Origin of the sequence: Streptomyces tricolor, from assembly GCF_002155905.1 — a bacterium.
Taxonomy (GTDB): domain Bacteria; phylum Actinomycetota; class Actinomycetes; order Streptomycetales; family Streptomycetaceae; genus Streptomyces; species Streptomyces tricolor.
In genome coordinates this window covers 1-20,414 of the sequence record NZ_MUMF01000505.1, presented here as the reverse complement: position 1 = coordinate 20,414, position 20,414 = coordinate 1, and the positions used below count along the sequence as shown (strand labels likewise).

Annotated in this window: 18 protein-coding genes and 2 pseudogenes; 15 read left to right on the top strand and 5 right to left on the bottom strand. The window is 73.5% G+C overall.

All coding sequences use genetic code 11. The annotated features are described in order from the left end of the window. Nucleotides 1-14: 14 nt before the first annotated feature. Nucleotides 15-788: a sulfite exporter TauE/SafE family protein gene (locus CCN44_RS31725; protein ID WP_059254658.1), complete on the top strand. Its 774-nt coding sequence runs from the start codon at nucleotides 15-17 to the stop codon at nucleotides 786-788. Here CCN44_RS31725 and CCN44_RS31720 read toward each other — a convergent pair. After that, the gene (locus tag CCN44_RS31720; RefSeq protein WP_208639879.1) at nucleotides 777-1,550 is read right to left on the bottom strand and encodes an HAD-IIA family hydrolase; all 774 of its coding nucleotides are present in this window, start codon (nucleotides 1,548-1,550) and stop codon (nucleotides 777-779) included. The genes CCN44_RS31725 and CCN44_RS31720 overlap by 12 nt on opposite strands. A gap of 37 nt (nucleotides 1,551-1,587) precedes the next feature. Then, a pseudogene (locus tag CCN44_RS31715) lies at nucleotides 1,588-2,406 on the bottom strand (TIM barrel protein); the annotation flags it as partial. A gap of 269 nt (nucleotides 2,407-2,675) precedes the next feature. Here CCN44_RS31715 and CCN44_RS31710 point away from each other — a divergent pair. From CCN44_RS31710 to CCN44_RS31655, 12 genes are all read left to right on the top strand, one after another. Further along, nucleotides 2,676-4,193 (top strand): sugar ABC transporter ATP-binding protein, encoded by a 1,518-nt coding sequence (locus CCN44_RS31710; RefSeq protein WP_059246741.1) that lies wholly within the window; start codon nucleotides 2,676-2,678, stop codon nucleotides 4,191-4,193. After that, on the top strand, nucleotides 4,190-5,254 hold the full coding sequence (locus CCN44_RS31705; RefSeq protein WP_086701542.1) for an ABC transporter permease: 1,065 nt from the start codon (nucleotides 4,190-4,192) through the stop codon (nucleotides 5,252-5,254). The genes CCN44_RS31710 and CCN44_RS31705 overlap by 4 nt, the downstream gene beginning before the upstream one ends. Further along, nucleotides 5,247-6,212 (top strand): ABC transporter permease, encoded by a 966-nt coding sequence (locus CCN44_RS31700; RefSeq protein ID WP_086701538.1) that lies wholly within the window; start codon nucleotides 5,247-5,249, stop codon nucleotides 6,210-6,212. The genes CCN44_RS31705 and CCN44_RS31700 overlap by 8 nt, the downstream gene beginning before the upstream one ends. An 87-nt stretch (nucleotides 6,213-6,299) precedes the next feature. After that, entirely contained in the window at nucleotides 6,300-7,379 is a 1,080-nt protein-coding gene (rhaS, locus tag CCN44_RS31695) for a rhamnose ABC transporter substrate-binding protein (RefSeq protein WP_086701535.1), read from the top strand. Nucleotides 7,380-7,396: 17 nt separating this feature from the next. Further along, nucleotides 7,397-7,717, top strand: a complete 321-nt coding sequence (locus CCN44_RS31690; RefSeq protein WP_059246745.1) for an L-rhamnose mutarotase — start codon at nucleotides 7,397-7,399, stop codon at nucleotides 7,715-7,717. A 16-nt stretch (nucleotides 7,718-7,733) separates the two neighbouring features. Then, a complete protein-coding gene (locus CCN44_RS31685; protein ID WP_086701532.1) occupies nucleotides 7,734-9,149 on the top strand; it encodes a BNR repeat-containing protein in 1,416 nt (471 codons plus the stop codon). Nucleotides 9,150-9,204: 55 nt separating this feature from the next. Further along, complete coding sequence (locus CCN44_RS31680; protein ID WP_059246747.1) at nucleotides 9,205-10,236, top strand: LacI family DNA-binding transcriptional regulator; 1,032 nt, start codon at nucleotides 9,205-9,207, stop codon at nucleotides 10,234-10,236. Between the two features lie 165 nt (nucleotides 10,237-10,401). Further along, nucleotides 10,402-11,703: an alpha/beta fold hydrolase gene (locus CCN44_RS31675; protein ID WP_059246748.1), complete on the top strand. Its 1,302-nt coding sequence runs from the start codon at nucleotides 10,402-10,404 to the stop codon at nucleotides 11,701-11,703. Between the two features lie 174 nt (nucleotides 11,704-11,877). Further along, the gene (locus CCN44_RS31670; RefSeq protein ID WP_086701529.1) at nucleotides 11,878-12,618 is read left to right on the top strand and encodes a PIG-L deacetylase family protein; all 741 of its coding nucleotides are present in this window, start codon (nucleotides 11,878-11,880) and stop codon (nucleotides 12,616-12,618) included. Between the two features lie 80 nt (nucleotides 12,619-12,698). Then, the gene (locus CCN44_RS31665; RefSeq protein ID WP_086701526.1) at nucleotides 12,699-13,499 is read left to right on the top strand and encodes a MerR family transcriptional regulator; all 801 of its coding nucleotides are present in this window, start codon (nucleotides 12,699-12,701) and stop codon (nucleotides 13,497-13,499) included. Continuing rightward, nucleotides 13,496-14,740 carry a glycosyltransferase gene (locus CCN44_RS31660; RefSeq protein ID WP_086701524.1) on the top strand — a complete coding sequence of 415 codons (1,245 nt, stop codon included), beginning with the start codon at nucleotides 13,496-13,498 and terminating at the stop codon, nucleotides 14,738-14,740. The genes CCN44_RS31665 and CCN44_RS31660 overlap by 4 nt, the downstream gene beginning before the upstream one ends. A 10-nt stretch (nucleotides 14,741-14,750) precedes the next feature. After that, a complete protein-coding gene (locus tag CCN44_RS31655) occupies nucleotides 14,751-15,632 on the top strand; it encodes a pentapeptide repeat-containing protein (protein WP_086701521.1) in 882 nt (293 codons plus the stop codon). On the opposite strand, the gene CCN44_RS31650 is transcribed toward CCN44_RS31655, so the two are convergent. Continuing rightward, entirely contained in the window at nucleotides 15,594-17,144 is a 1,551-nt protein-coding gene (locus CCN44_RS31650) for a cytochrome P450 (RefSeq protein WP_086701518.1), read from the bottom strand. The two genes, CCN44_RS31655 and CCN44_RS31650, sit on opposite strands and share 39 nt — an antisense overlap. A gap of 121 nt (nucleotides 17,145-17,265) precedes the next feature. Between CCN44_RS31650 and CCN44_RS31645 the strand changes: the two genes are divergently transcribed. Beyond that, the gene (locus tag CCN44_RS31645) at nucleotides 17,266-17,874 is read left to right on the top strand and encodes a TetR/AcrR family transcriptional regulator (protein WP_086701515.1); all 609 of its coding nucleotides are present in this window, start codon (nucleotides 17,266-17,268) and stop codon (nucleotides 17,872-17,874) included. A gap of 90 nt (nucleotides 17,875-17,964) precedes the next feature. Then, nucleotides 17,965-18,690 carry a DUF2470 domain-containing protein gene (locus CCN44_RS31640; RefSeq protein WP_059246755.1) on the top strand — a complete coding sequence of 242 codons (726 nt, stop codon included), beginning with the start codon at nucleotides 17,965-17,967 and terminating at the stop codon, nucleotides 18,688-18,690. On the opposite strand, the gene CCN44_RS31635 is transcribed toward CCN44_RS31640, so the two are convergent. Both CCN44_RS31635 and CCN44_RS31630 read right to left on the bottom strand, forming a co-directional pair. Continuing rightward, entirely contained in the window at nucleotides 18,658-19,797 is a 1,140-nt protein-coding gene (locus CCN44_RS31635) for a lactonase family protein (protein WP_059246756.1), read from the bottom strand. The genes CCN44_RS31640 and CCN44_RS31635 overlap by 33 nt on opposite strands. A gap of 202 nt (nucleotides 19,798-19,999) precedes the next feature. Then, nucleotides 20,000-20,414: pseudogene (locus CCN44_RS31630) on the bottom strand (hypothetical protein); the annotation flags it as partial.

Genomic DNA, 20,414 nt, shown 5'->3' with positions numbered 1-20,414 from the left:
GCATCGGTCCCCGCATGAACACGATGACACTCTGGCACCTGTCCGGCTGGGAGTTCGCCGCCCTGGCCGGCGCGGCTCTGCTCGTCGGCTTCTCCAAGACGGCGGTCAGCGGGGCCAACACGGTCAGCCTCGCGATCTTCGCGGCGGTCCTGCCCGCCCGCGCCTCCACCGGCGTCCTGCTGCCCCTGCTGATCGCCGGCGACGTGCTCGCCGTCCTCACCTACCGGCGGCACGCGCACTGGCCCACGCTGTGGCGGCTGTTCCCGGCCGTGGCGGCGGGCGTGGTGGCCGGCACGCTGTTCCTGGTGTGGGCCGACGACGGGATCGTACGGACCTCGATCGGCGCGATCCTGCTGCTGATGGCCGGGGTGACGGTGTGGCGCCGGCGGACGGCCGGGACCCCGCGGGAACCGGAGGAGGTCGCCACCCGGGCGGGCCGGGCCAAGGCCCGCTCGTACGGCGTGCTCGGCGGGTTCACGACGATGGTCGCCAACGCGGGCGGGCCGGTGATGTCGATGTACCTGCTGTCCGCGGGCTTCCGGAAGCTCGGGTTCCTGGGCACCTCCGCGTTCTTCTTCCTCATCGTGAACGTCTCCAAGGTGCCGTTCAGCGCGGGGCTGGGCCTGATCGACGGGCGTTCGCTGCTCCTCGACGCGGCGCTCGTGGTGTTCGTCGTCCCGGGCGCGTTGTTCGGCAAGTGGGCTGTGAACCGGATCAACCAGCGGCTCTTCGAACAACTCGTGATCGCGGCGACGGTCGTCGGCGGCCTGCAACTGCTACTCCGCTAGCCCCAGCAGCCGCGGCACGTCCGCGAAGGAGTCCACGACGTGGTCCGGCGTACCGCCGGTCCGCTCGTGCGTCTGGTACTTGCCCGTCCGCACCAGCACCCCCGTGAGCCCGGCCCGCTGCGCCGCGAGGACGTCCGACTCGATGTCGTCGCCGACCATCAGCGCCTGCTCCGCGCCCACCCCCAGCCGGGCCAGCGCCGCCTCGAAGAACGCCCGGGACGGCTTGCCCGTGACCTCCGCCTCCACCCGGGCCGCCCGCTCCAGCCCGAGCAGGAAGGCCCCCGAGTCCAGTTGCAGCCCGGCGTCGGTCCGCCAGTACAGGTTGCGGTGCATGGCGACCAGCCGCGCACCCCGCTGCAAGGCGCCGAAGGCCCGGTTCAGCGCCGCGTAGTCGAACCCGGGCCCGGCCCCGCCGACCACGACCACCTCGGCGTCCTCCTCGACCAGCCTGACATCCCCGAGATCCGCCGCGATGTCGCCGCTGTTGAGCAGCAGGCAGCGGGCGCCCGGACAGTGCTCGGCGAGATGGGCGGCGGTGACGGCGGGCGCGGTCAGCACGTCCTCCGGGCCCACCTCGAAACCGGCCTCCGCCAGCGTCTCGGCGATCGACGCGCGGGTCCGCGAGGTCGTGTTGGTCACCAGGGCCACGCCGAGCCCGGCGGCGCGCAGCGCGCGCAGCGCCGCCACCGCACCGGGCAGCGGCTTCCAGGACACGGTGAGGACCCCGTCGATGTCGATCAGCACGGCACGTACGGACGCCAAGGACTCCATGCCCCGACCGTAGCGACCCGGCCGGCGAACCGCCCCGGACCACCTCGTACATGATCCGGAACAACTGGAACGGATCCGCCGCCCCCGCCATCAGGTCGTCGTCGGCGTAGAACCGCGAGTTGAAGTCGAAGCCCCCGAGCTTCCCCTCCCGCAGCAACGTCGCCACGATGAACTCGATGTTGGTGCCCGGCGCGTGGTGCCCGGTGTCGACGACCACCCGCGCCCTGTCACCGAGCTTGAGGCAGTGCGCGTACGCGGTCCCCCAGTCCGGCACGTCGGTGGTGTAGAACGCCGGCTCGAAGAACTTGTACTCCAGCAGCATCCGCTGCCCCTCGCCGAGCCGTGCGTACACCTCGGCCAGCCCCTCCGCGAGCCGGTCCTGCCGGGCACGGATGTCGTCCTGTCCGGGGTAGTTGGTGCCGTCGGCGAACCACAGCTTGAGATCCCGCGACCCGGTGGCGTCCATGATGTCGACGCACCGCAGCAGGTGGTCGACGGCCTTGCGCCGCACCGCCGCGTCCGGATGGCAGATGCTGCCCAGCCTGTAGTCGTCGTCCTGGAAGGTGTTGGAGTTGATCGTGCCCAGCCGCACGCCCCGCTCCTCGGCGTACTTCGCGAGCGCCGCGTAGTCCTCCACCGTGTCCCAGGGGATGTGCAGGGCGACGGTCGGCGCGACCCCCGTGACGGCGTGCACCCGCGCCGCGTCCTGGAGTTTCTCCCAGGGGGAGCGCGGCACCCCGGCCTGGGCGAAGACCTTGAAGCGGGTCCCGGAGTTCCCGTACGCCCACGACGGCGTCTCGACGGCCTGGGTCTTGAGCGCGGCCTTCACGGCGGCGAGGTCGGTCACTTCAGGGCTCCTGTGATGTCGGGCGGAACGACCGAGCGTGTGAAACGATTCAGAATGGCAAGCTAGGGGCCGCCCGGAGGGGTGTCAAGGAGTCCGGCGGCCCCGGCCCTCCATGGCGTCGGCGTGACCTTCGGCTCTCGAAAATTTTCGATCCGCACCCATTGACGCGACATGACTGCGGTGCCTACCGTCCCGGCCATCCACTTGAAACCTTTCACGACACTGTGGCGGCCACACGGCCCTGCCGCCGGTGCCGTCGAGGAGCCCCCATGACCCACCCGCCTGACACGGGACCGGCGCCGGTGCTGGCACTGAAGGGCGTCTCCAAGTCCTTCGGCGCCGTACGCGCCCTGCGGGACGTCTCCCTGGAGCTGCTGCCCGGCGAGGTGCACGCCCTCGCCGGCGAGAACGGCGCGGGCAAGTCGACGCTGATCAAGACCCTCGCCGGAGTGCACCGGCCGGACGCCGGTCAGGTGCTGCTCGACGGCGAGCCCGTCGTCTTCCACGGCCCCCGCGACGCCCGCGACGCAGGCATCGCCGTGATCCACCAGGAACCGACCCTCTTCCCGGACCTGTCGATCGCCGAGAACATCTTCATGGGCCGCAGGCCCCGGCGCGCTCTCGGCCGGATCGACCACAAGGCCACCCGCGCGGCGACGGCCGCCCTGATACGGCGGCTCGGCGTCGACCTCGACCCCGACCGGCCCGCCCGCGGCCTGTCCATCGCCGACCAGCAGATCGTGGAGATCGCCAAGGCGCTGTCCTTCGACGCCCGGGTGCTCATCATGGACGAGCCGACGGCCGCCCTGACCGGCAGCGAGGTCGCCCGGCTCTTCGGCGTCGTGCGCACCCTGCGGGACCGGGGCGCGGCCGTGCTCTTCGTCTCGCACCGCCTGGAGGAGATCTTCGAGATCGGCCGACGGGTGACCACGCTGCGGGACGGCGCCCGGATCGCCGGCGAGCCGCTCGCCGGGATGACCGAGGACGACCTGGTCCGCCGCATGGTCGGACGCGACCTGGACGAGCTGTACCCCAAGCAGGACGTGGAGCCCGGCGAGGTGGTCCTCAGCGTCCGCCGCCTGACCCGCGAGGGCGTCTTCACCGACGTCTCCTTCGAGGTGCGGCGCGGCGAGATCGTCGGCCTGGCCGGGCTGGTGGGCGCCGGCCGCACCGAGGTCGCCCGCGCGGTCTTCGGCGTCGACCGCTGGGACGCGGGGGAGGTCGAGGTCGCCGGGCGCCGGCTCAGGGGCGGCGCGCCGTCCGTCGCGATGGCGGCCGGGCTGGCCCTCGTCCCGGAGGACCGGCGGGCCCAGGGGCTGGTGATGAACCTGTCCATCGAGCGGAACATCGGCCTCACCGGGCTCCGTACGACCGCCCGGGCCGGACTCATGAACCGGGGTGCCGAACGCAGCCGGTCCCTGGACTGGGCGGTGCGGCTCCAGGTGAAGTACGCCCGGATCGCGGACGCCGTCGCCACCCTGTCCGGCGGCAACCAGCAGAAGGTCGTCCTCGCCAAATGGCTCGCCACCGGCCCGCAGGTGCTCATCGTGGACGAACCGACGCGCGGCATCGACGTCGGCACCAAGGCCGAGGTGCACCGGCTGCTCGGCGCGCTGGCCGCCGACGGGGTCGCCGTCCTGATGATCTCCTCCGATCTGCCGGAGATCCTCGGCATGGCCGACCGGGTGCTCGTGATGCACGAGGGCCGGATCAGCGCCGAGATCCCCCGCTCCGCGGCCACCGAGGAGACCGTGATGGCCGCTGCCACCGGGAGGGCCGCCGCATGACGGTGACCACCACCGACGACACGCCCGTCGTGCCCCGGTCGGGCGGCACCCGGCTGGTCGACCGCGTCCTCAGGATGCGGGAACTCGCCATCCTGGCCGTCCTGCTGGTGATGATCGCGGTCGCCCAGGCGGGCAACAGCGCGTTCCTGTCCGAGCAGGGCGTCAAGGACCTGCTGCTCAACGCGACGATCCTGGTGCTGGTCGCCACCGGGCAGTCGCTCGTCGTCCTCACCCGCAACGTCGACCTGTCCGTCGGCTCCACCCTCGGCATCAGCGCCTTCGCCGCCGGCACCTGGCTGCGCGACGGCGGCGACCCGGTCGTCGCGGTCCTCCTCGCCGTGCTGCTGGGCATCGGCTTCGGGCTGCTCAACGGGCTGCTGGTCAGTCTCGGCCAGGTGCCCGCGCTGGTCGTCACCCTGGGCACCCTGTACATCATCCGGGGCGTCGACTCCCTCTGGGTCGGCTCCCGGCAGATCACCGCGACCGATCTCCCCGGCGGTTTCGTGGACTTCGGCTCCGGCGGCGTCCTCACGATCCCCTGGCTCGCCCTGATCGCGCTGGCGGTGCTCGTGGCGACCGGGTACTACCTCAAGCACTACGGCAGCGGGCGGGAGCTGTACGCCCTCGGCTCCGACCCCGAGGCGGCCCGGCTGGCCGGCATCCCGGTGCGCAGGCGGATCCTGGCCGCCTACACCTTCTGCGGCGCGCTCGCCGGACTCGCCGGCGCGATGTACCTGGCCCGGTTCGGCAACGTCGACTCCGGCACCGGGAACGGCTACGAACTCACCGTCGTCAGCGCGGTCGTGGTCGGCGGCATCGCCTTCACCGGCGGCTCCGGCAGCGTCTACGGCGCCGCCCTCGGCGCCCTGCTGCTCACCTCGGTCAACAGCGTGCTGCCCGCGCTCGGCGTCAGCTCCGTCTGGGTGCTCGCGATCAACGGCGTCCTGCTGCTGCTCGCCATCGCCGTGGACCGGATCGTCGCGCTGCGCGTGGCCGCCGCCCTGAAGAAGAAGCCGGCCCCGAGGAGGACCGCCATGGCGAAGGAGAAGGCCGGTGCCTGAGTCGCTCACCCGCGCGGTCCGCTGGGACACGGTCGTCGGCGCGCTGCTGATCGCCTTGTTGCTGCTGTCGTTCGGCTGCGTCGACGGCTTCGGCAACGCGCTCAACCTGTCGTTCCTCCTCGGCAACACGCTCCCGATCGCGCTGATCGCCCTGCCGATGACGCTGCTGGTCGTGGCCGGCGAGATCGATCTGTCCGTCGCCTCCACGGCCGGGCTGTCCGGCGCGGTGATGGGCAGGCTGTGGAACGAGGGCATGGCCATCGAGCAGATCATCCCGCTGTGCCTGCTGCTGGGGGTGGTCTGCGGACTGGTCAACGGCCTGCTGGTGACCCGGCTCGGGCTGCCGTCGCTCGCGGTCACCATCGGCACGCTGGCCGCGTACCGCGGGATCGCGCAGATCGTGCTCGGGTCCGACGCGGTGACGGACTTTCCCTCGCCGTACCTGGAGTTCGCTGCCGGACGCGTGGGGGATTCGTTCCTGCCGCGGGCCTTCCTGCCGTTCCTGGTGCTGCTCGCCATCGCCGTGGTGCTGCTGCACGCCACGCCGTTCGGGCGGTCGCTGTTCGCGATCGGAGCCGGGGAGGAGGCGGCGCGGTTCGCGGGCATCCGGGTGAAGCGGACGAAGCTTTTTCTGTTCGTCGCCACGGGGACCATGTCGGCGCTGACCGGTGTGTTCTGGGCGCTGCATTACGCCAGTGCGCGGTATGACAACGCCACCGGGCTCGAACTGTCCGTTGTCGCCGCCGTGTTGCTGGGCGGGATCGATTTCGACGGGGGCAAGGGGACGATCGGCGGTGCGATCGCCGGGGTCTTCCTGCTGGGTGCGTCGCAGAACGTGATGAGCCTGCTGAGCGTTTCGGCGCAGTCGCAGATCGTCGTCACCGGTGTGCTGCTCGTTGTTTCCGTGCTCGGGCCTCGGGTCGCCCGCCAGCTCGCCGTTGCGCGGCGGTCCGCTTGAGAGTGCCGGTCCGTCGTGGCCGGCCGCGCAGTTTCCCGCGCCCCCTGAGGGCGCACCGCTCACTCCTCTCGACAAGGGGCCCTTTCGATGCTCAAGCCGAACCTCCGCCGCGCCTGTGCCGCCCTCGCCGCCGGCACCTCCCTCGCCCTCGCCCTCACCGGCTGCGGCGGCACCACCAAGGACGACGTGAAGGCCGACAACGCCTCCGCCGCCTCCGCCGGCAAGGCCGACCCGAACGCCGCCACCAAGAAGGGGCTGACCGTGGGCTTCCTGCCCAAGCAGGTCAACAACCCCTACTTCACCACCGCCGGCAAGGGCGGGGAGAAGGCGCTCGCCGAACTCGGCTCGACCTACAAGGAGGTGGGGCCGAGCAGCGCCACGGACACCTCCGGACAGGTGAGTTACGTCAACACGCTCACCCAGCAGCAGGTGGACGCCATGGCCGTCTCCGCGCAGGACCCCGGCGCCCTGTGCACCGCGCTGAAGCAGGCCATGCGCAACGGGATCAAGGTCGTGACCTACGACTCCGACACCAGCCCCGGCTGCCGCGACGCCTTCGTCTCGCAGGCCGGCGCGGAGGACCTGGGGCGCACCGAGGTGCAGCTGCTCGCGGAGCAGATCGGCTACAAGGGCGAGATCGCGATCCTGTCGGCCGCGCAGACCGCGACCAACCAGAACACGTGGATCGACTACATGAAGGACGAGCTGAAGGACCCCAAGTACCAGGACATCGAGCTGGTCGAGATCGCCTACGGCAACGACGACGCCCAGCAGTCCTTCCAGCAGACCCAGGGCCTGCTCCAGGAGCACCCCGACCTGAAGGGGATCATCTCCCCGACCACCGTCGGCATCAAGGCCGCCGCCCAGTACCTGTCGGGCTCCACGTACAAGGGCAAGGTCAAGCTGACCGGGCTCGGCACGCCGAACGACATGCGCACGTACGTCAAGAACGGCACGGTCGAGGCCTTCGAGCTGTGGGACCCGGCGAGACTCGGCGACCTCGCCGCACGGACCGCGGTCGTGCTGGCCTCGGGTCAGATCACCGGCAAGGAGGGCGAGACCTTCAAGGCCGGCGCCACGACGTACACCATCGGCAAGGACGGCGTGATCAACCTGGGCAGGCCGACCGTGTTCGACGCCGGCAACATCGACCGGTTCGACTTCTGAGCGACGGGAGCCGTTCCATGCAGCGCGTGTGTTTCCTGTTGAAGGTCCGGGCGGACCGGCTCGACGAGTACCGGGCGCGGCACGCGGCCGTCTGGCCGGAGATGCTCGACGCCCTGAGCGCCGCCGGCTGGCACAACTACTCGCTGTTCCTGCGCGAGGACGGCCTGCTCGTCGGCTATCTGGAGACGGAGGACTTCGCCGCCGCCCAGGCGGGCATGGCGGCCACCGACGTCAACGCCCGCTGGCAGGCGGAGATGGCGCCGTTCTTCGAGGCACTGGACGGCACCCGCCCCGACGAGGCCATGCGACCGCTCACCGAAGTGTTCCACCTCGCCTGACCCCCTGGAGCCGGACATGAGACGACGCACCGTGCTGGCCGGCGCCCTCGCCGCCACCTCCGTCACGGCCGCCGGAACCGCCCGGGCGGCCGGCCCGGGCCCCTCGGTCACGCACCGGGGCACCACCCGACTCGACCCCCAGGCCCTCTACTTCGTCTCCTTCGACGGCCTGGTCAACAACAACTCCTTCCAGAAGAACGGCCTGCTGACCCACCAGGGCCACCAGTACGCCGCCTGGTACACGGCGAGCCGCAACGCGGTCGTCGCCCGCCGGCCCCTCGGCGCCGGCACCTGGTCGACGGTCACCCTGCCGCACCGGCTCAAGGCCGACGACTCGCACAACGTCATCTCCCTGGGCGTCTCCCGCACGGACGGCCGCCTCCACCTGAACATGGACTCCCACAGCGACGGCTTCTTCTACGTCAAGTCCGTCGCGGGGCTGCTGGACGACCCGGGCGGCACGGCCTGGACCCCGTCCGTCTTCGGGCCCGTGCGGACGACCCTGGACGGGCTCGCGCTCACCTCGCAGTTCACCTATCCGCAGTTCGTCGCCACCCCGGAGGGCCGGCTCCAGCTCAGCTACCGCGCCGGCGTCTCCGGCGACGGCCGGTGCGCCCTGGCCGAGTACGACGGTGCACGCTGGACCGCGCTCGGGGAGTGGACCGGCGCCACCGGCACGTACACCAGCGCGCACGGGTCCAGCACCGCCCGGAACATGTACCTGCACGGCCTCGACTACGACACCCGGGGCCGGCTGCACGCCCTGTTCACCTGGCGGGAGCAGAACGCCGCCGTCATGTGCAGCCGCGGCGGCATCACCAACCACGACACCGGCTACGTCTTCTCCGACGACCGCGGCCGTACCTGGCGCAACGACGCGGGCACCGTCGTCGGCACCACCGGCGGGCCCGACAAGGTCTGCGTCGGCGACAGCGGTCTCGTGGTCGACCCGCTGAGCCCGGACCACTCCCTGATGAACCAGGAGAGCCAGTTCACCGACTCGGCCGGCCGGCCGCACGCGATCATCAGTTACGTCCCCGGCCGCTTCGGCCGGTGCACCACCGGCTACGTCGCCGACCGCACCGCCCACGGACGCGCCTTCCACCTGCGCAAGAACGCCTCCGGCGGCTGGCAGAAGACCGAGATCCCGGTCCCGCTCGGCTCCAGCCAGCGCACCAAGCTGGTCCTGGACCGGTACGACAACGCCTACGCCGTGTTCCCCTTCGGCCGTATCGCCGCGGCGTCGCAGGCCTCCGGGTACACCGACTGGACGCTGTTGTTCGACGGCGGCGGACTGAACGCGTTCGGCGAGGTCGTCGTCGACGAGACCCGGATCAGGGCGGACCACGTCCTGTCGTTCCTGTACCAGGAGAAGTCCACCGGGACGACGCCCTCGGCGCTGCACGTGGCCGACTTCGCCCTGCCGGCGTGACGGTAATGTGAAGGTCGTCCCGCCGTATCCGCGTCCCCTGGAGGTCCGAACCCCGATGGCCCAGTCGGTGGGTATCAAGGACGTCGCCCGAGCCGCCGGAGTGTCGGTGGGCACCGTGTCCAACGTCATCAACCGCCCGGACACCGTCGCCGGCGAGACCCGGGCCCGGGTGCTGTCCGCGATCGACCGGCTCGGCTACGTCCGCAGCGAGTCGGCGCGTCAGCTCCGGGCGGGCCGCAGCCGGATCATGGGGCTGCTCGTCCTGGACATGGGCAACCCGTTCTTCGTGGACGTCGCGCGCGGCGCCGAGCGGGCGGCCCGGCGGGCGGGGCTCGGCGTGATGGTCTGCAACAGCGCGCAGGACGCGGCCGAGGAGGCGGAGTACCTGTCGCTCTTCGCCGAGCAGCGGGTGCGGGGCGTGCTGCTGACCCCCGCCGACGCCACCGGCCGCAACATCGCGGCCTTCCGCCGGCACGACATCCCCTTCGTGCTGGTGGACCGGGTCGCCGAGGGCACCACCGAGTGCTCGGTCTCCGTGGACGACGTCGCGGGCGGCGCGCTCGCGGTCCGGCACCTGGTGGACGCCGGGCACCGCTCGATCGCCTACGTCAGCGGGCCGCCCGGCCTGAACCAGGTCCGCGACCGGCGCACCGGCGCGCTGCAGGCGCTCGCCGAGGCCGGGCTCGGCCCCGAGGCGCTGCGCGAACTGCCCACCGAACGGCTCGACGTGGCCGCCGGCCGGGACGCGGGCGCCCGGCTGCTCGGCCTCGCCGACCGGCCCACCGCCGTCTTCTGCGCCAACGACCTGCTCGCCCTCGGTGTGCTCCAGGCGATGTACGCGGCGGGCGTCACCGTCCCGGACGACCTGGCGATCGTCGGCTACGACGACATCGAGTTCGCCGCCGCTGCCGCCGTACCCCTCACCTCGGTGCGCCAGCCCGCCGTCACCATGGGTGCCCTCGCCGCCGAGCTGCTGCTGGAGGAGACCGAGCAGGGCGAGGGCGAGGGGAAGCGGACGCACGAGCACCGGCGCGTGGTGCTCCAGCCGGAGCTGGTGGTGCGCCGCTCCAGCCTCGTCGCACGCTGAGCCCCGCGCCCCGCCCGGGACCGCGCCGGCCCGGGACCGCGCCGACCCGGGACCGGCCCCGTGCTGACCGGCGGTTCAGTGACAAACCATGATCCCGGGGCTCGGCGCACGCCCGGTCATGTGCTCCACTGGGACACGTCCAGCCCGTCCGTCCCAGGAGACCCGTTGAGCCTCAGCTACCGACAGCCCGGCGTCGTCCTCACCGACCACCGCTTCACCGTGCCCCTCGACCACGCCGACCCGGGCGGCGAGACCATCGAGCTGTACGCCCGCGAGGCGGTGGCGAGCGACAAGGCCGGGCAGGACCTGCCCTGGCTGGTGTATCTGCAGGGCGGCCCCGGCTTCGGGGCGAATCGTTTCGTCGGACGTCAGGCCTGGCTCGACCGGGCCCTGAAGGAATACCGCGTGCTGCTGCTCGACCAGCGCGGCACCGGCCGCTCCACGCCCGCCACCCGGCAGACGCTGCCGCTGCGCGGCGGCCCCGCCGCACAGGCCGACTACCTCACCCGCTTCCGCGCCGACTCCATCGTCCGCGACTGCGAGGCCATCCGCCCCCGCCTCACCGGCGGCGCCCCGTGGACCGTGCTCGGCCAGAGCTTCGGCGGCTTCTGCACGGTGTCGTACCTCTCCCTCGCCCCCGAGGGCGTCCACACCGCGCTCGTCACCGGCGGCCTGCCCTCCCTGCACGCCCACGCCGACGACGTCTACCGGGCCGCCTACCCGCGCATCGAGCGCAAGGTCACCGCGCACTACGCCCGTTACCCGCAGGACGTCGAGCGGGCCCGCCGGATCGCCGACCACCTCCTCACCCACGACGTCGTCCTCCCGAACGGCTACCGCTTCACGGTGGAGGCCTTCCAGTCCCTCGGCCTGATGCTCGGCGCGAGCGACGGCAGCCACCGGCTGCACCACCTGCTGGAGGACGCCTTCGTCCGCACGCCGGCCGGCCTCGAACTGGCCGACGCCTTCCAGGAGCAGGTCCAGGCCCTCCTGTCGTACGCCGCCCACCCCCTCTACGCCCTCGTCCACGAGACGATCTACGGCCAGGACGCCCGCCCCACCGCCTGGGCCGCCGAACGCGTCCGCGCCGAGTTCCCCCAGTTCGACGCCGCCAAGGCACTCGCCGGCGACGGCCCGGTCCTGTTCACCGGGGAGACCGTCCACCCCTGGATGTTCGACGCCGACCCGGCCCTGCGGCCCCTGCGCGAGACGGCCGAACTGCTCGCCGCCCGCACCGACTGGGGCCCGCTCTACGACCCGGCACGGCTCGCCGCCAACGAGGTCCCGGCCGCCGCGGCCGTCTACCACGACGACATGTACGTCGACACCGCCCACTCCCTGGAGACGGCCGCCGCGATCCGCGGCCTGCGCCCCTGGGTCACCAACGAGTACGAGCACGACGGCCTGCGCGCGGGCGCACCGCGGGTACTGGACCGGCTGCTGGCGCTGGTGCGGGACGAGGTGTGAAAGACGCCGGGCAGGGGCGGCGGCCCTGAGGGGCGCGGGGCTGTGCCGACGTGCGGCAACCGCCGCGCTGGCGGTCCCCGGGTTCGAGCGAAGCCGGGAACTCGGGGGAGCGACCAGCCACGACGGACCGCAGCCGCCGGACGGCAGACGTGGGCGGACGATTAGTGTGCAGCCATGACCGAGCCGAAGATCACGCTCCAGCCCCTGCCCGACGACTGGCAGCGCGCCCTCGCCGTGGTGGCCCACCCCGACGACCTGGAGTACGGCTGCTCCGCCGCCGTCGCCGCCTGGACCGACGCCGGCCGGGACGTCACCTACGTGCTGGCCACCCGCGGCGAGGCGGGCATCGACACCCTGGACCCCGCCACCTGCGGCCCGCTGCGCGAGCGCGAGCAGCGGGCCAGCGCGGCCGTCGTCGGCGTCGACACCGTGGAGTTCCTCGACCACCGGGACGGCGTGATCGAGTACGGCCTCGCCCTGCGCCGCGACATCGCCGCCGCGATCCGCCGGCACCGCCCCGAACTCGTCGTCACCCTCAACCACCGCGACACCTGGGGCGGTGTCGCCTGGAACACCCCCGACCACGTCGCCGTCGGCCGCGCCACGCTGGACGCCGCCGCCGACGCCGGCAACCGCTGGATCTTCCCGGAACTCGCCGCCCAGGGCCTGGAACCCTGGAACGGCGTGCGCTGGGTGGCCGTCGCCGGCTCCAGCAGCCCCACCCACGCCGTCGACGCCACGCCCGGCCTGGACCGGGCAGTGCGCTCGCTGCTCGAACACCGCACGTACATCGAGGCGCTGACCGACCAGGACCCCGAGGCGTACGTGCGTGACTTCCTCACCGAGACCACCACCGCCACCGGCCGGCGCTTCGGCGGCCGGCCGGCGGTGGCCTTCGAGGTGTTCGGCCGCTAGGGCCCGTCCCGAGGCCGCCCAAGGGTTGACCCTCCTCTTACGTCAGGCTCAACGCTGTGACCGGACGAAAGGGCAGACACATGGGCTACTCGGTGGGGCAGGTCGCGAGGTTCGCCGGCGTGACCGTGCGGACGCTGCACCACTACGACAAGGCGGGGCTGCTCTCGCCCGGCGAACGCAGCCCCGCCGGCTACCGCCGCTACACGGACGCCGACCTGGCCCGGCTCCAGCAGATCCTCTTCTACCGCGAACTGGGCTTCCCGCTCGACGAGATCGCCGTCATCCTGCGCGACCCGCAGGCCGACGCGCTGCACCATCTCCGGGAGCGACAGCGGCGGTTGCGCGAGGAGATCGCCCGGCTGGAACGGCTCGCGGAGGTGGCCGAGCAGGCCATCGACGTGCAGCGCACCGGCGTGACGCTCACCCCGGAGGAACGCTTCGAGGTCTTCGGCGAGATCTCCTTCGACCTCAGCTACGCCACCGAGGCACAGCTGAGATGGCAGGACTCGGCCGCGTACCGCGAGGCGATGACGCGGGCGGCGGGCCACACCACGGAGGACTGGCGGCGGCTCATGACCGAGGCCGCCGCCTGGCGCGCCGAACTGCTGGCCGCCTTCGACGCCGACGAGCCCGCCGACGGCGAGCGGGCCATGGACCTCGCCGAGCAGCACCGCCGCCACCTGGCCCGCTGGTTCACCCCCTGCCCGCCGGACACCCACCGGCGCATCGCCGACGACCTCGCCGCCGACCCGCGCGCCTTCGCCCTCCTCGTCCCGCCGTCGCAGCAACGCCCCGGCCTCGCCGCCTATGTGAGCAAGGCGATCCATGCCAACGCCTCCCGCCGTGACGGCTCCCGCACCGATCCCGGGGAGCACCCATGAGAATCCTGATCGCCACGGCCGGCTCGCGCGGTGACGTCGCGCCCTACACCGGCCTGGGCGCCGAACTGGCCCGCGCCGGGCACGAGGTGACCCTGGCCGCCACCGACGGCTTCGCCGCCCTCGCCGAGGGTGCCGGGCTGGGCTTCCGGCGGCTGCCCGCCGACGCCCGGGCGCACGGCGGAGCCGGCGGCCGGCGGGACCTGCTGCGCACGGCCGCCGCGTTCGTCACCGAACTCGGCCGGGGCTTCGCCGACGCGGTCGCCGACGGCACGGACCTGCTCCTGCTGTCGGCCACGACCGCGCCGCTCGGCTGGCATCTCGCCGAGGCCACCGGTGTGCCGAGCCTCGGCGTCTACCTCCAGCCGACCGCACCGACCGGTGACTTCCCGCCCGCGGTCACGGGCACCCGTTCGCTGGGCCGCGCCGGCAACCGGGCGGCGGGCCGGTTCGCCCTGCGCATGGCCGACCGCGTCTACGCGCCGGCCGTCGCCGAGCTGCGCCGCCGCCTCGGGCTGCCCCCGCTCACCGCCGCCGCGATGCGCCGCCGCCGGGAGCGGGCGGACTGGCCGGTGCTGCACGGCTTCAGCACGGCCCTCGTGCCCCGGCCCGCCGACTGGCGGCCCGGCCTGGAGGTCGTCGGCACCTTCTGGCCCCATGTCGGCGCCGGGGAACGGCTGCCCGCCGGCCTGGAGGACTTCCTGCGGGCCGGACCCCGGCCGGTTCTCGTCGGCTTCGGCAGCATGGCCGCGGGGGAGGGGGACCGGCTGAGCGAGATCGCCGTGGCCGCGCTGCGGCGCGCCGGGCTGCGCGGGATCCTGCAGTCGGGAGCCGCCGGGCTCGCCGCCGGCGGGGACGACCTGTTCACCGTCGGCGAGGTGCCGCACGCCCTGCTGTTCCCGCGGCTGGCGGCCGTCGTCCACCACGCCGGGGCCGGCACGACCGCCGCGGCCCTGCGCGCGGGCGTGCCCGCGGTCGCCGTGCCGGTCACCGCGGACCAGCCGTTCTGGGCCGCCCGGCTCGCCGCGCTCGGCGCCGCTCCCGCCCCGGTCCCGCTGCGCGCCCTCACCGTCGAACGGCTCGCCGCCGCGCTCACCCTCGTCACGAGCCGGCAGACGTACACCGCTGCCGCCGCGCGGGCCGCCCGGCACATGGCCGGCGAGGACGGCGCGGGCCGCGCGCTCAAGACGATCGAACGGGTGGCCAGGGACGGCAACGGCCGTGGCGGATCCGCAGGTCAGTAGGCTGGTCCCCATGCCGGATCAGATAGCCGACCCCTCCGTCGCCCCCTCCGCCGACCTCTCCGCCGACCTGCGCGGCGATTGCGCGCGGTGCTTCGGGCTGTGCTGTGTCGCCCTGCCCTTCGCCCGCTCCGCCGACTTCGCGACGGACAAGCCGGCCGGCAAGCCGTGTGCGAACCTCCGGCCCGACCACCGCTGCGGCATCCACGCCGACCTGCGGCAGAAGGGCTTCACCGGCTGCACGGTCTACGACTGCTTCGGCGCCGGCCAGAAGGTCTCCCAGGTCACCTTCGGCGGGCAGGACTGGCGCGGCGGACCGCGGGAGCACGCGCGCCGGATGTTCGACGCGTTCCCCGTCGTACGGCAGCTGCACGAGATGCTCTGGTACCTGACCGAGGCGCTGGGACTGCCCGCCGCCCGGCCCGTCCACCCCGAGCTGCGGGAGGCGCTGGAGCGGACCGAGCGGCTCACCCGGCAGACCCCCGAGGAGCTGGCCGCGCTGGACGTGGCCGCGCACCGGCAGGAGATCGGCGTACTCCTGCGGCGCACCAGTGAGCTGGTCCGGGCCGCGGCCGGCGGCAAGGGCAAGGGAAAGGGGAAGGGCCGGAGCAGGGACCGCCGGGGCGCCGACCTCATCGGCGCCCGGCTCAGGGGCGCCGACCTGCGCGGGACGAGCCTGCGCGGCGCCTGTCTCATCGCCGCCGACCTCACCGGGGCGGACCTGCGCGGCGCGGATCTGATCGGCGCCGACCTGCGCGACGCCGACCTGACCGACGCGGATCTCACCGGCGCCTTCTTCCTCACCCAGCCGCAGGTGAACGCCGCGCGGGGCAGCGCCGGTACCCGTCTGCCGGCGTCAGTCACCCGCCCTGTGCACTGGACAGCGGGCGGCTGACTCGCGCTCCGCCGGTCCGGCCGGGGCGTGCCGTCGGTCGTCCGCGGCTCCGTCGGGGGAGAGAGCCGGCCGGCGTTCCAGCCGCAGCCGTAGCCCCTCCGGCATCAGCGTCAGGCGCTCGGAGACCGTCAGGCGGTAGCCGGGGTCGATGTGCAGGTCGTAGCGGCGCAGCAGCAGGCCGAGGACGAGGGTGGCCTCGTGCAGGGCGAACTGGCGGCCGATGCAGGCCCGGGCGCCGGTGCCGAACGGCTTGAAGGTGTGCGGCGGCCGGGCCCGTACCGCCGCCGCGGCGAACCGGTCCGGGTCGAACCGCTCGGCGTCCTCGCCCCACACCTCCGGCTCGCGGTGCAGCATCGGCGTCAGCACCAGGGCCCATGCGCCCCGGCGCATCGGGTGCTCCCCGGCAAGGGCGGTGTCCTGCCGGGCCTCGCGGGCGAAGGCGGGCGCGGTCGGCCACAGCCGCAGCGACTCGTCCAGCACCCGGCGGACGTAGCGCAGCTTGGCGATCCGGTCGTAGCCGGGCCGGGGGGTGTCGCCCCAGACCCGGTCCACCTCGGCGCGGGCCCGGGCGGCGATCTCGGGGTGCCGGGCGAGGTGGTAGAGGGCGAAGGAGAGCGCGCCCGAGGTGGTCTCGTGCCCCGCCACCAGGAAGGTGATCACCTGCTTGCGGACGTTCTCCGCGGACAGCCGCTCCCCGGTCTCCGGGTGCGCGGTCGCCAGCATGCGGTCCAGCAGGTCCCCCTCGCCGCCGCCGGTCCGGCGCCGGTCGGCGACCAGGCCGTCCACCGTGCGGTTGAGGTAGGCCATGTCGGCCGCGTTGCGCCGGGCGGCGGCCCGCAGCAGCAGCGGGGCCAGTGGCGCGGGCACGGTGTTCAGGCGCTGGGCGTAGGTGAGGGTGCCGACCATCGCCGTGACGAACGGGTGCGGACGCTCCCGTTCGAAGGAGTCGAAGTCGTGCCCGAAGCCGGTCCGCGCGATCGTCTCCAGGGTCAGCCGGGTCATGTCGCCGGGCACGTCCACCGTGCGCCCGGCCGCCAGCTGCCGGTCCCAGTGGTCGGTCAGCCGGCCGGCGACCGCCAGCATCATCCCGTGGTAGCCCTCCATGGCCTCCCGGCTGAAGCCGGGCGCCAGCACGTCGTGCGCCAGTTGCCAGTTGGGCTCGTGGTTGTAGGCGGTGAACAGGCCGTCGCCGGCCAGCGGGCGCAGATTGGCCACGCCCAGCCCGACGTGCTTGGCGAACCGTGAGTCGTCGGCGAGGTCGGCGACGAGCCGTGCCCCCCACACGAACACGAACTCCTTGCCGAAGGCCCGGCGCCGGAAGATCGGCCCCAGCTCGCGCGCGAAGCGCATCGAGTCCTGCATCGGCCGGTGCCGGTCGGCGCCGAGCACATCGCCGAGCAGCGGCAGCCGGCGCGGCGGGTGCGGGATGCGGTGCAGCTCGGGCCAGCCCTGCTCGGCGCTCCGGAAACCCTTCGGCAGCCCGGTCGCCCTGGTCTCCGTCGTCTCCGCCATGACGCGATCTCCCTTGACCCAGCGGATGGTTGAAGCAGTGACGTGCGCGTGTTGTACGTGGGTTCAATAACGCGGTTCAGTGTGATCCCGTTGTTGAACCGACGTCAAGTAAAGTGACGCCATGCCCGCGAACCAGGGGGAGCGCGCCCGGCGCAGACTCAGCACCGGGGAGCGCCGTGAGCAGCTGCTGTCGGTCGGCGCGCGGCTGTTCTCGGAGAGCCCCTACGACGAGGTGTGGATCGAGCAGGTCGCCGAGATCGCCGGGGTCTCGCGCGGGCTGCTGTACCACTACTTTCCGACCAAGCGGGACTTCTTCGCCGCCGTCGTGGAGCGGGAGAGCGCGCGGATGCTGCGCATGACGGCCGCCGTGCCCGGGGTGCCGGTGCGCGAGCAGCTCACCGCCGGCCTCGACACCTACCTCGGCTACGTCCAGGAGCACGCCCACGGCTTCCGCGCCTTCCACCGCGCCGACGCGGCCGGTGACCAGGCCGTGCGCCGGGTCTACCAGCGGGCGCTCGCCGCCCAGGAGCAGCAGATCCTGGCCGCGCTCGCCGCCGACCCCGAGTTCGGGCCCGCCGTAGAGACCGCGCCCCAGGTGCGTCTCGCGGTGCGCGGCTGGCTCGCCTTCACCACCGCGGTCTGCCTCGAATGGCTGCGCGGGGAAGGGGCGTTGAGCCGGGAGCAGGTGCGCGATCTGTGTGCCCGCGCGCTGCTGGGTGTCCTGTCGTAAATCCGATGACTTCGCTCGTAGGCGTGACGCGGTTGGCGTGCGCCCCGATCTTCGATAGGTTAGGCAAGGCTTACCTAAGGAGGTCTCGGGATGGGTGACACGCAGGACTGGACGGCCGCCCCCGGCGCGGCGGAACGGGCACGCTCGGTACTGGCCGCCGCGTGGTCGTGCGCGGTGACCGCGGACGGCGCGCGCGAGGAGTACGTGGGTGCGCACACCGTGACCGAGGACGGCGCGGTACGGCTCGCGGTGCCCGACGACAGCGCCCTGTTCGGGGCGGTCCTGTGCGCCCCCCGCCAAGAGCCCTCCGCCCTGCTGGAGTTCGCCGACGTCGCCCCCGTACCGGTACGCCACCGGATCCGCGCCCGGCTCTGGCTCTCCGGCTGGTTCGCCCCGTCGGAGGGCACCCTCCTCTTCCAGCCCACCCGCGTGGTGCTGCGCCAGTCCGCGGGGGCCGTGGTGGTCGACCTGGACGAGTTCACCGCCGCCCGGCCCGACCCCCTCGCCGGCGCCGAGGCCCGGCTGCTCACCCACCTCGCCGAGGCCCACCCGGACGCCGTCGAGCGGCTCACCCGCCTGGTGCGCCCCGAGAGCCTGCACGCCGCGACCCGGGTGGCGCCGCTCGCCGTCGACCGGCACGGCCTGACCCTGCGCATCGAACGCACCCGCGCCCACGGCGACGTACGGCTGCCCTTCCACACGCCCGCCGACGACGTCGCCCAGCTGACCGAGCGCATGCACGCCCTGCTGGCCCAGGCCAGCGCCGCCGCCTGCCCCCGCGCGCTACAGCGGCAGCGCGCAGACGGCGACGGGTGACGCGAACGGCTCGCCCGCCGGCCGGAGTTCCCCGCTGTCCGGGTCGACGCGGAAGACGGTGACGGTGCCGGAGCGCTGGTTCGCCGCGAACAGCAGCCGGCCGTCGGGCGCGCACGCGATCTGCCGCGGGAAGTCCCCGCCCACCGGCACCGTGCCGAGCAGCCGCAGCCGGGCCCCGCCGGCCTCGACGGCGTACCGGGCGAGGCTGTTGTGGCCCCGGTTGGCGAGGAACGCGTACCGGCCGTTCGCCGCCACCACGATCTGCGCCGGATAGTTCGTGCCGCCCTCCGACCCCGTCGGCTGCGGATCGCCGACGCGCAGCCGGCCGGACCGCGGGTCGTAGCCGCACACGGCCACGGTGTCGTCCAGCTCGTTGGCCAGATAGGCGTACCGGCCGCCCGGATGGAAGGTCAGATGGCGCGGCCCCGCGCCGGGACGGGTCTGCGCCCGGGACACCTCCGTGAGCGTGCCCTTCGTCCGGTCGAGGCGGTAGCTGTAGACGGTGTCGGTGCCCAGGTCCACGGCCAGGACGTGCCCGCCGTCGGGACTCGTGACGATCTGGTGGGCGTGCGGGCCCTGCTGGCCGGGGCCGGGCGGCGGGGACCCGTGCGTCACCAGGTCGGTGCGCTCGCCCAGGGCGCCCGAGGCGTCGATCGGGTGCACGGCGACACTGCCCGAACCGTAGTTGGCGCTGAGCAGCCAGCGGCCGGTGGGGTGCACCGACAGATGACAGGGCGCTGCGCCGCCGGTGCTCCGGGTGCCGAGGATCCGCCGGTCCGCGAGGCGCACGGCCGTCACCCCGCCGTCCTGCCGCTCGTCCACGGCGTACAGCGTGCGGCCGTCCGGATGCACGGCGAGGTACGACGGGTCGGGGACCCCGGTGAGCGTGCCCGCCCCGGTGATCCGGCCCGACTCCGGGTCGTACGACGCCAGGCCGATGCCGGTGCCGCCGCCGTCGACGGAGGTGTAGGTGCCCACGTACAGCGGGCGCGGGCCGGACGGTTTCCGGGGCGGTGGGGCGGCGTCCGGCTCGCTCTTCGGGGTCTGGGTGTCGGCCGGCGGGGCGGCCGGGGACGGAACCGCCACCACGGCCGCCGTGCCGGCCACCGCACCGACGAAGCGGCGTCTGGTCCAGCCGCGCCCGCCGTCCCGCCGGGGCGGGAGAGATCCCTCTCCCGCCGTTCGTGCCTCCGTGTCCATCCCGCACCTCAGGTCGTCGGTCGCCCCGCTCGTGACTGCCACCTTGACCTGCCCGTACCGCCAAGGGCAAGCCGGGCAAAGGGCGTTGCACCGCGTGCAACTTCTGCCGCTACCACTCCCCGTCCTCGACCGGTGTGCCCGGCGCGTCCTTGAGCGGCGTCACCTGGCCGGCGGACGGCGCCTGCCACGGGTCCAGGTCGTCCCCGAGCCACGCGCCGACCGGCTCGACCGCCTCCAGGGCGTCCGCGGGGGCGAGGTCCTCGGCGTCCGCATCGTAGTAGTCGTACCAGGGCAGGCCCGCCCGGGTGTACGCCGCCCGGTCGACCGGCGAGGGCGGGGGCGCCTCGCCGGTGATCCGGCGCCACTCCGGGGGCGTGACCAGGTGCACGAACACCCGGCCGGCCGGCTCCTCGGACCAGTCACCGAGCGGCCGGTCGTCGCGGTAGACCTCCTGCCGCATCGCACCGCCCGCACCGAGCCCCATGGCGGCGGCGCGCCGCGGGGGAGCGGCGCGCCGCCGCCAT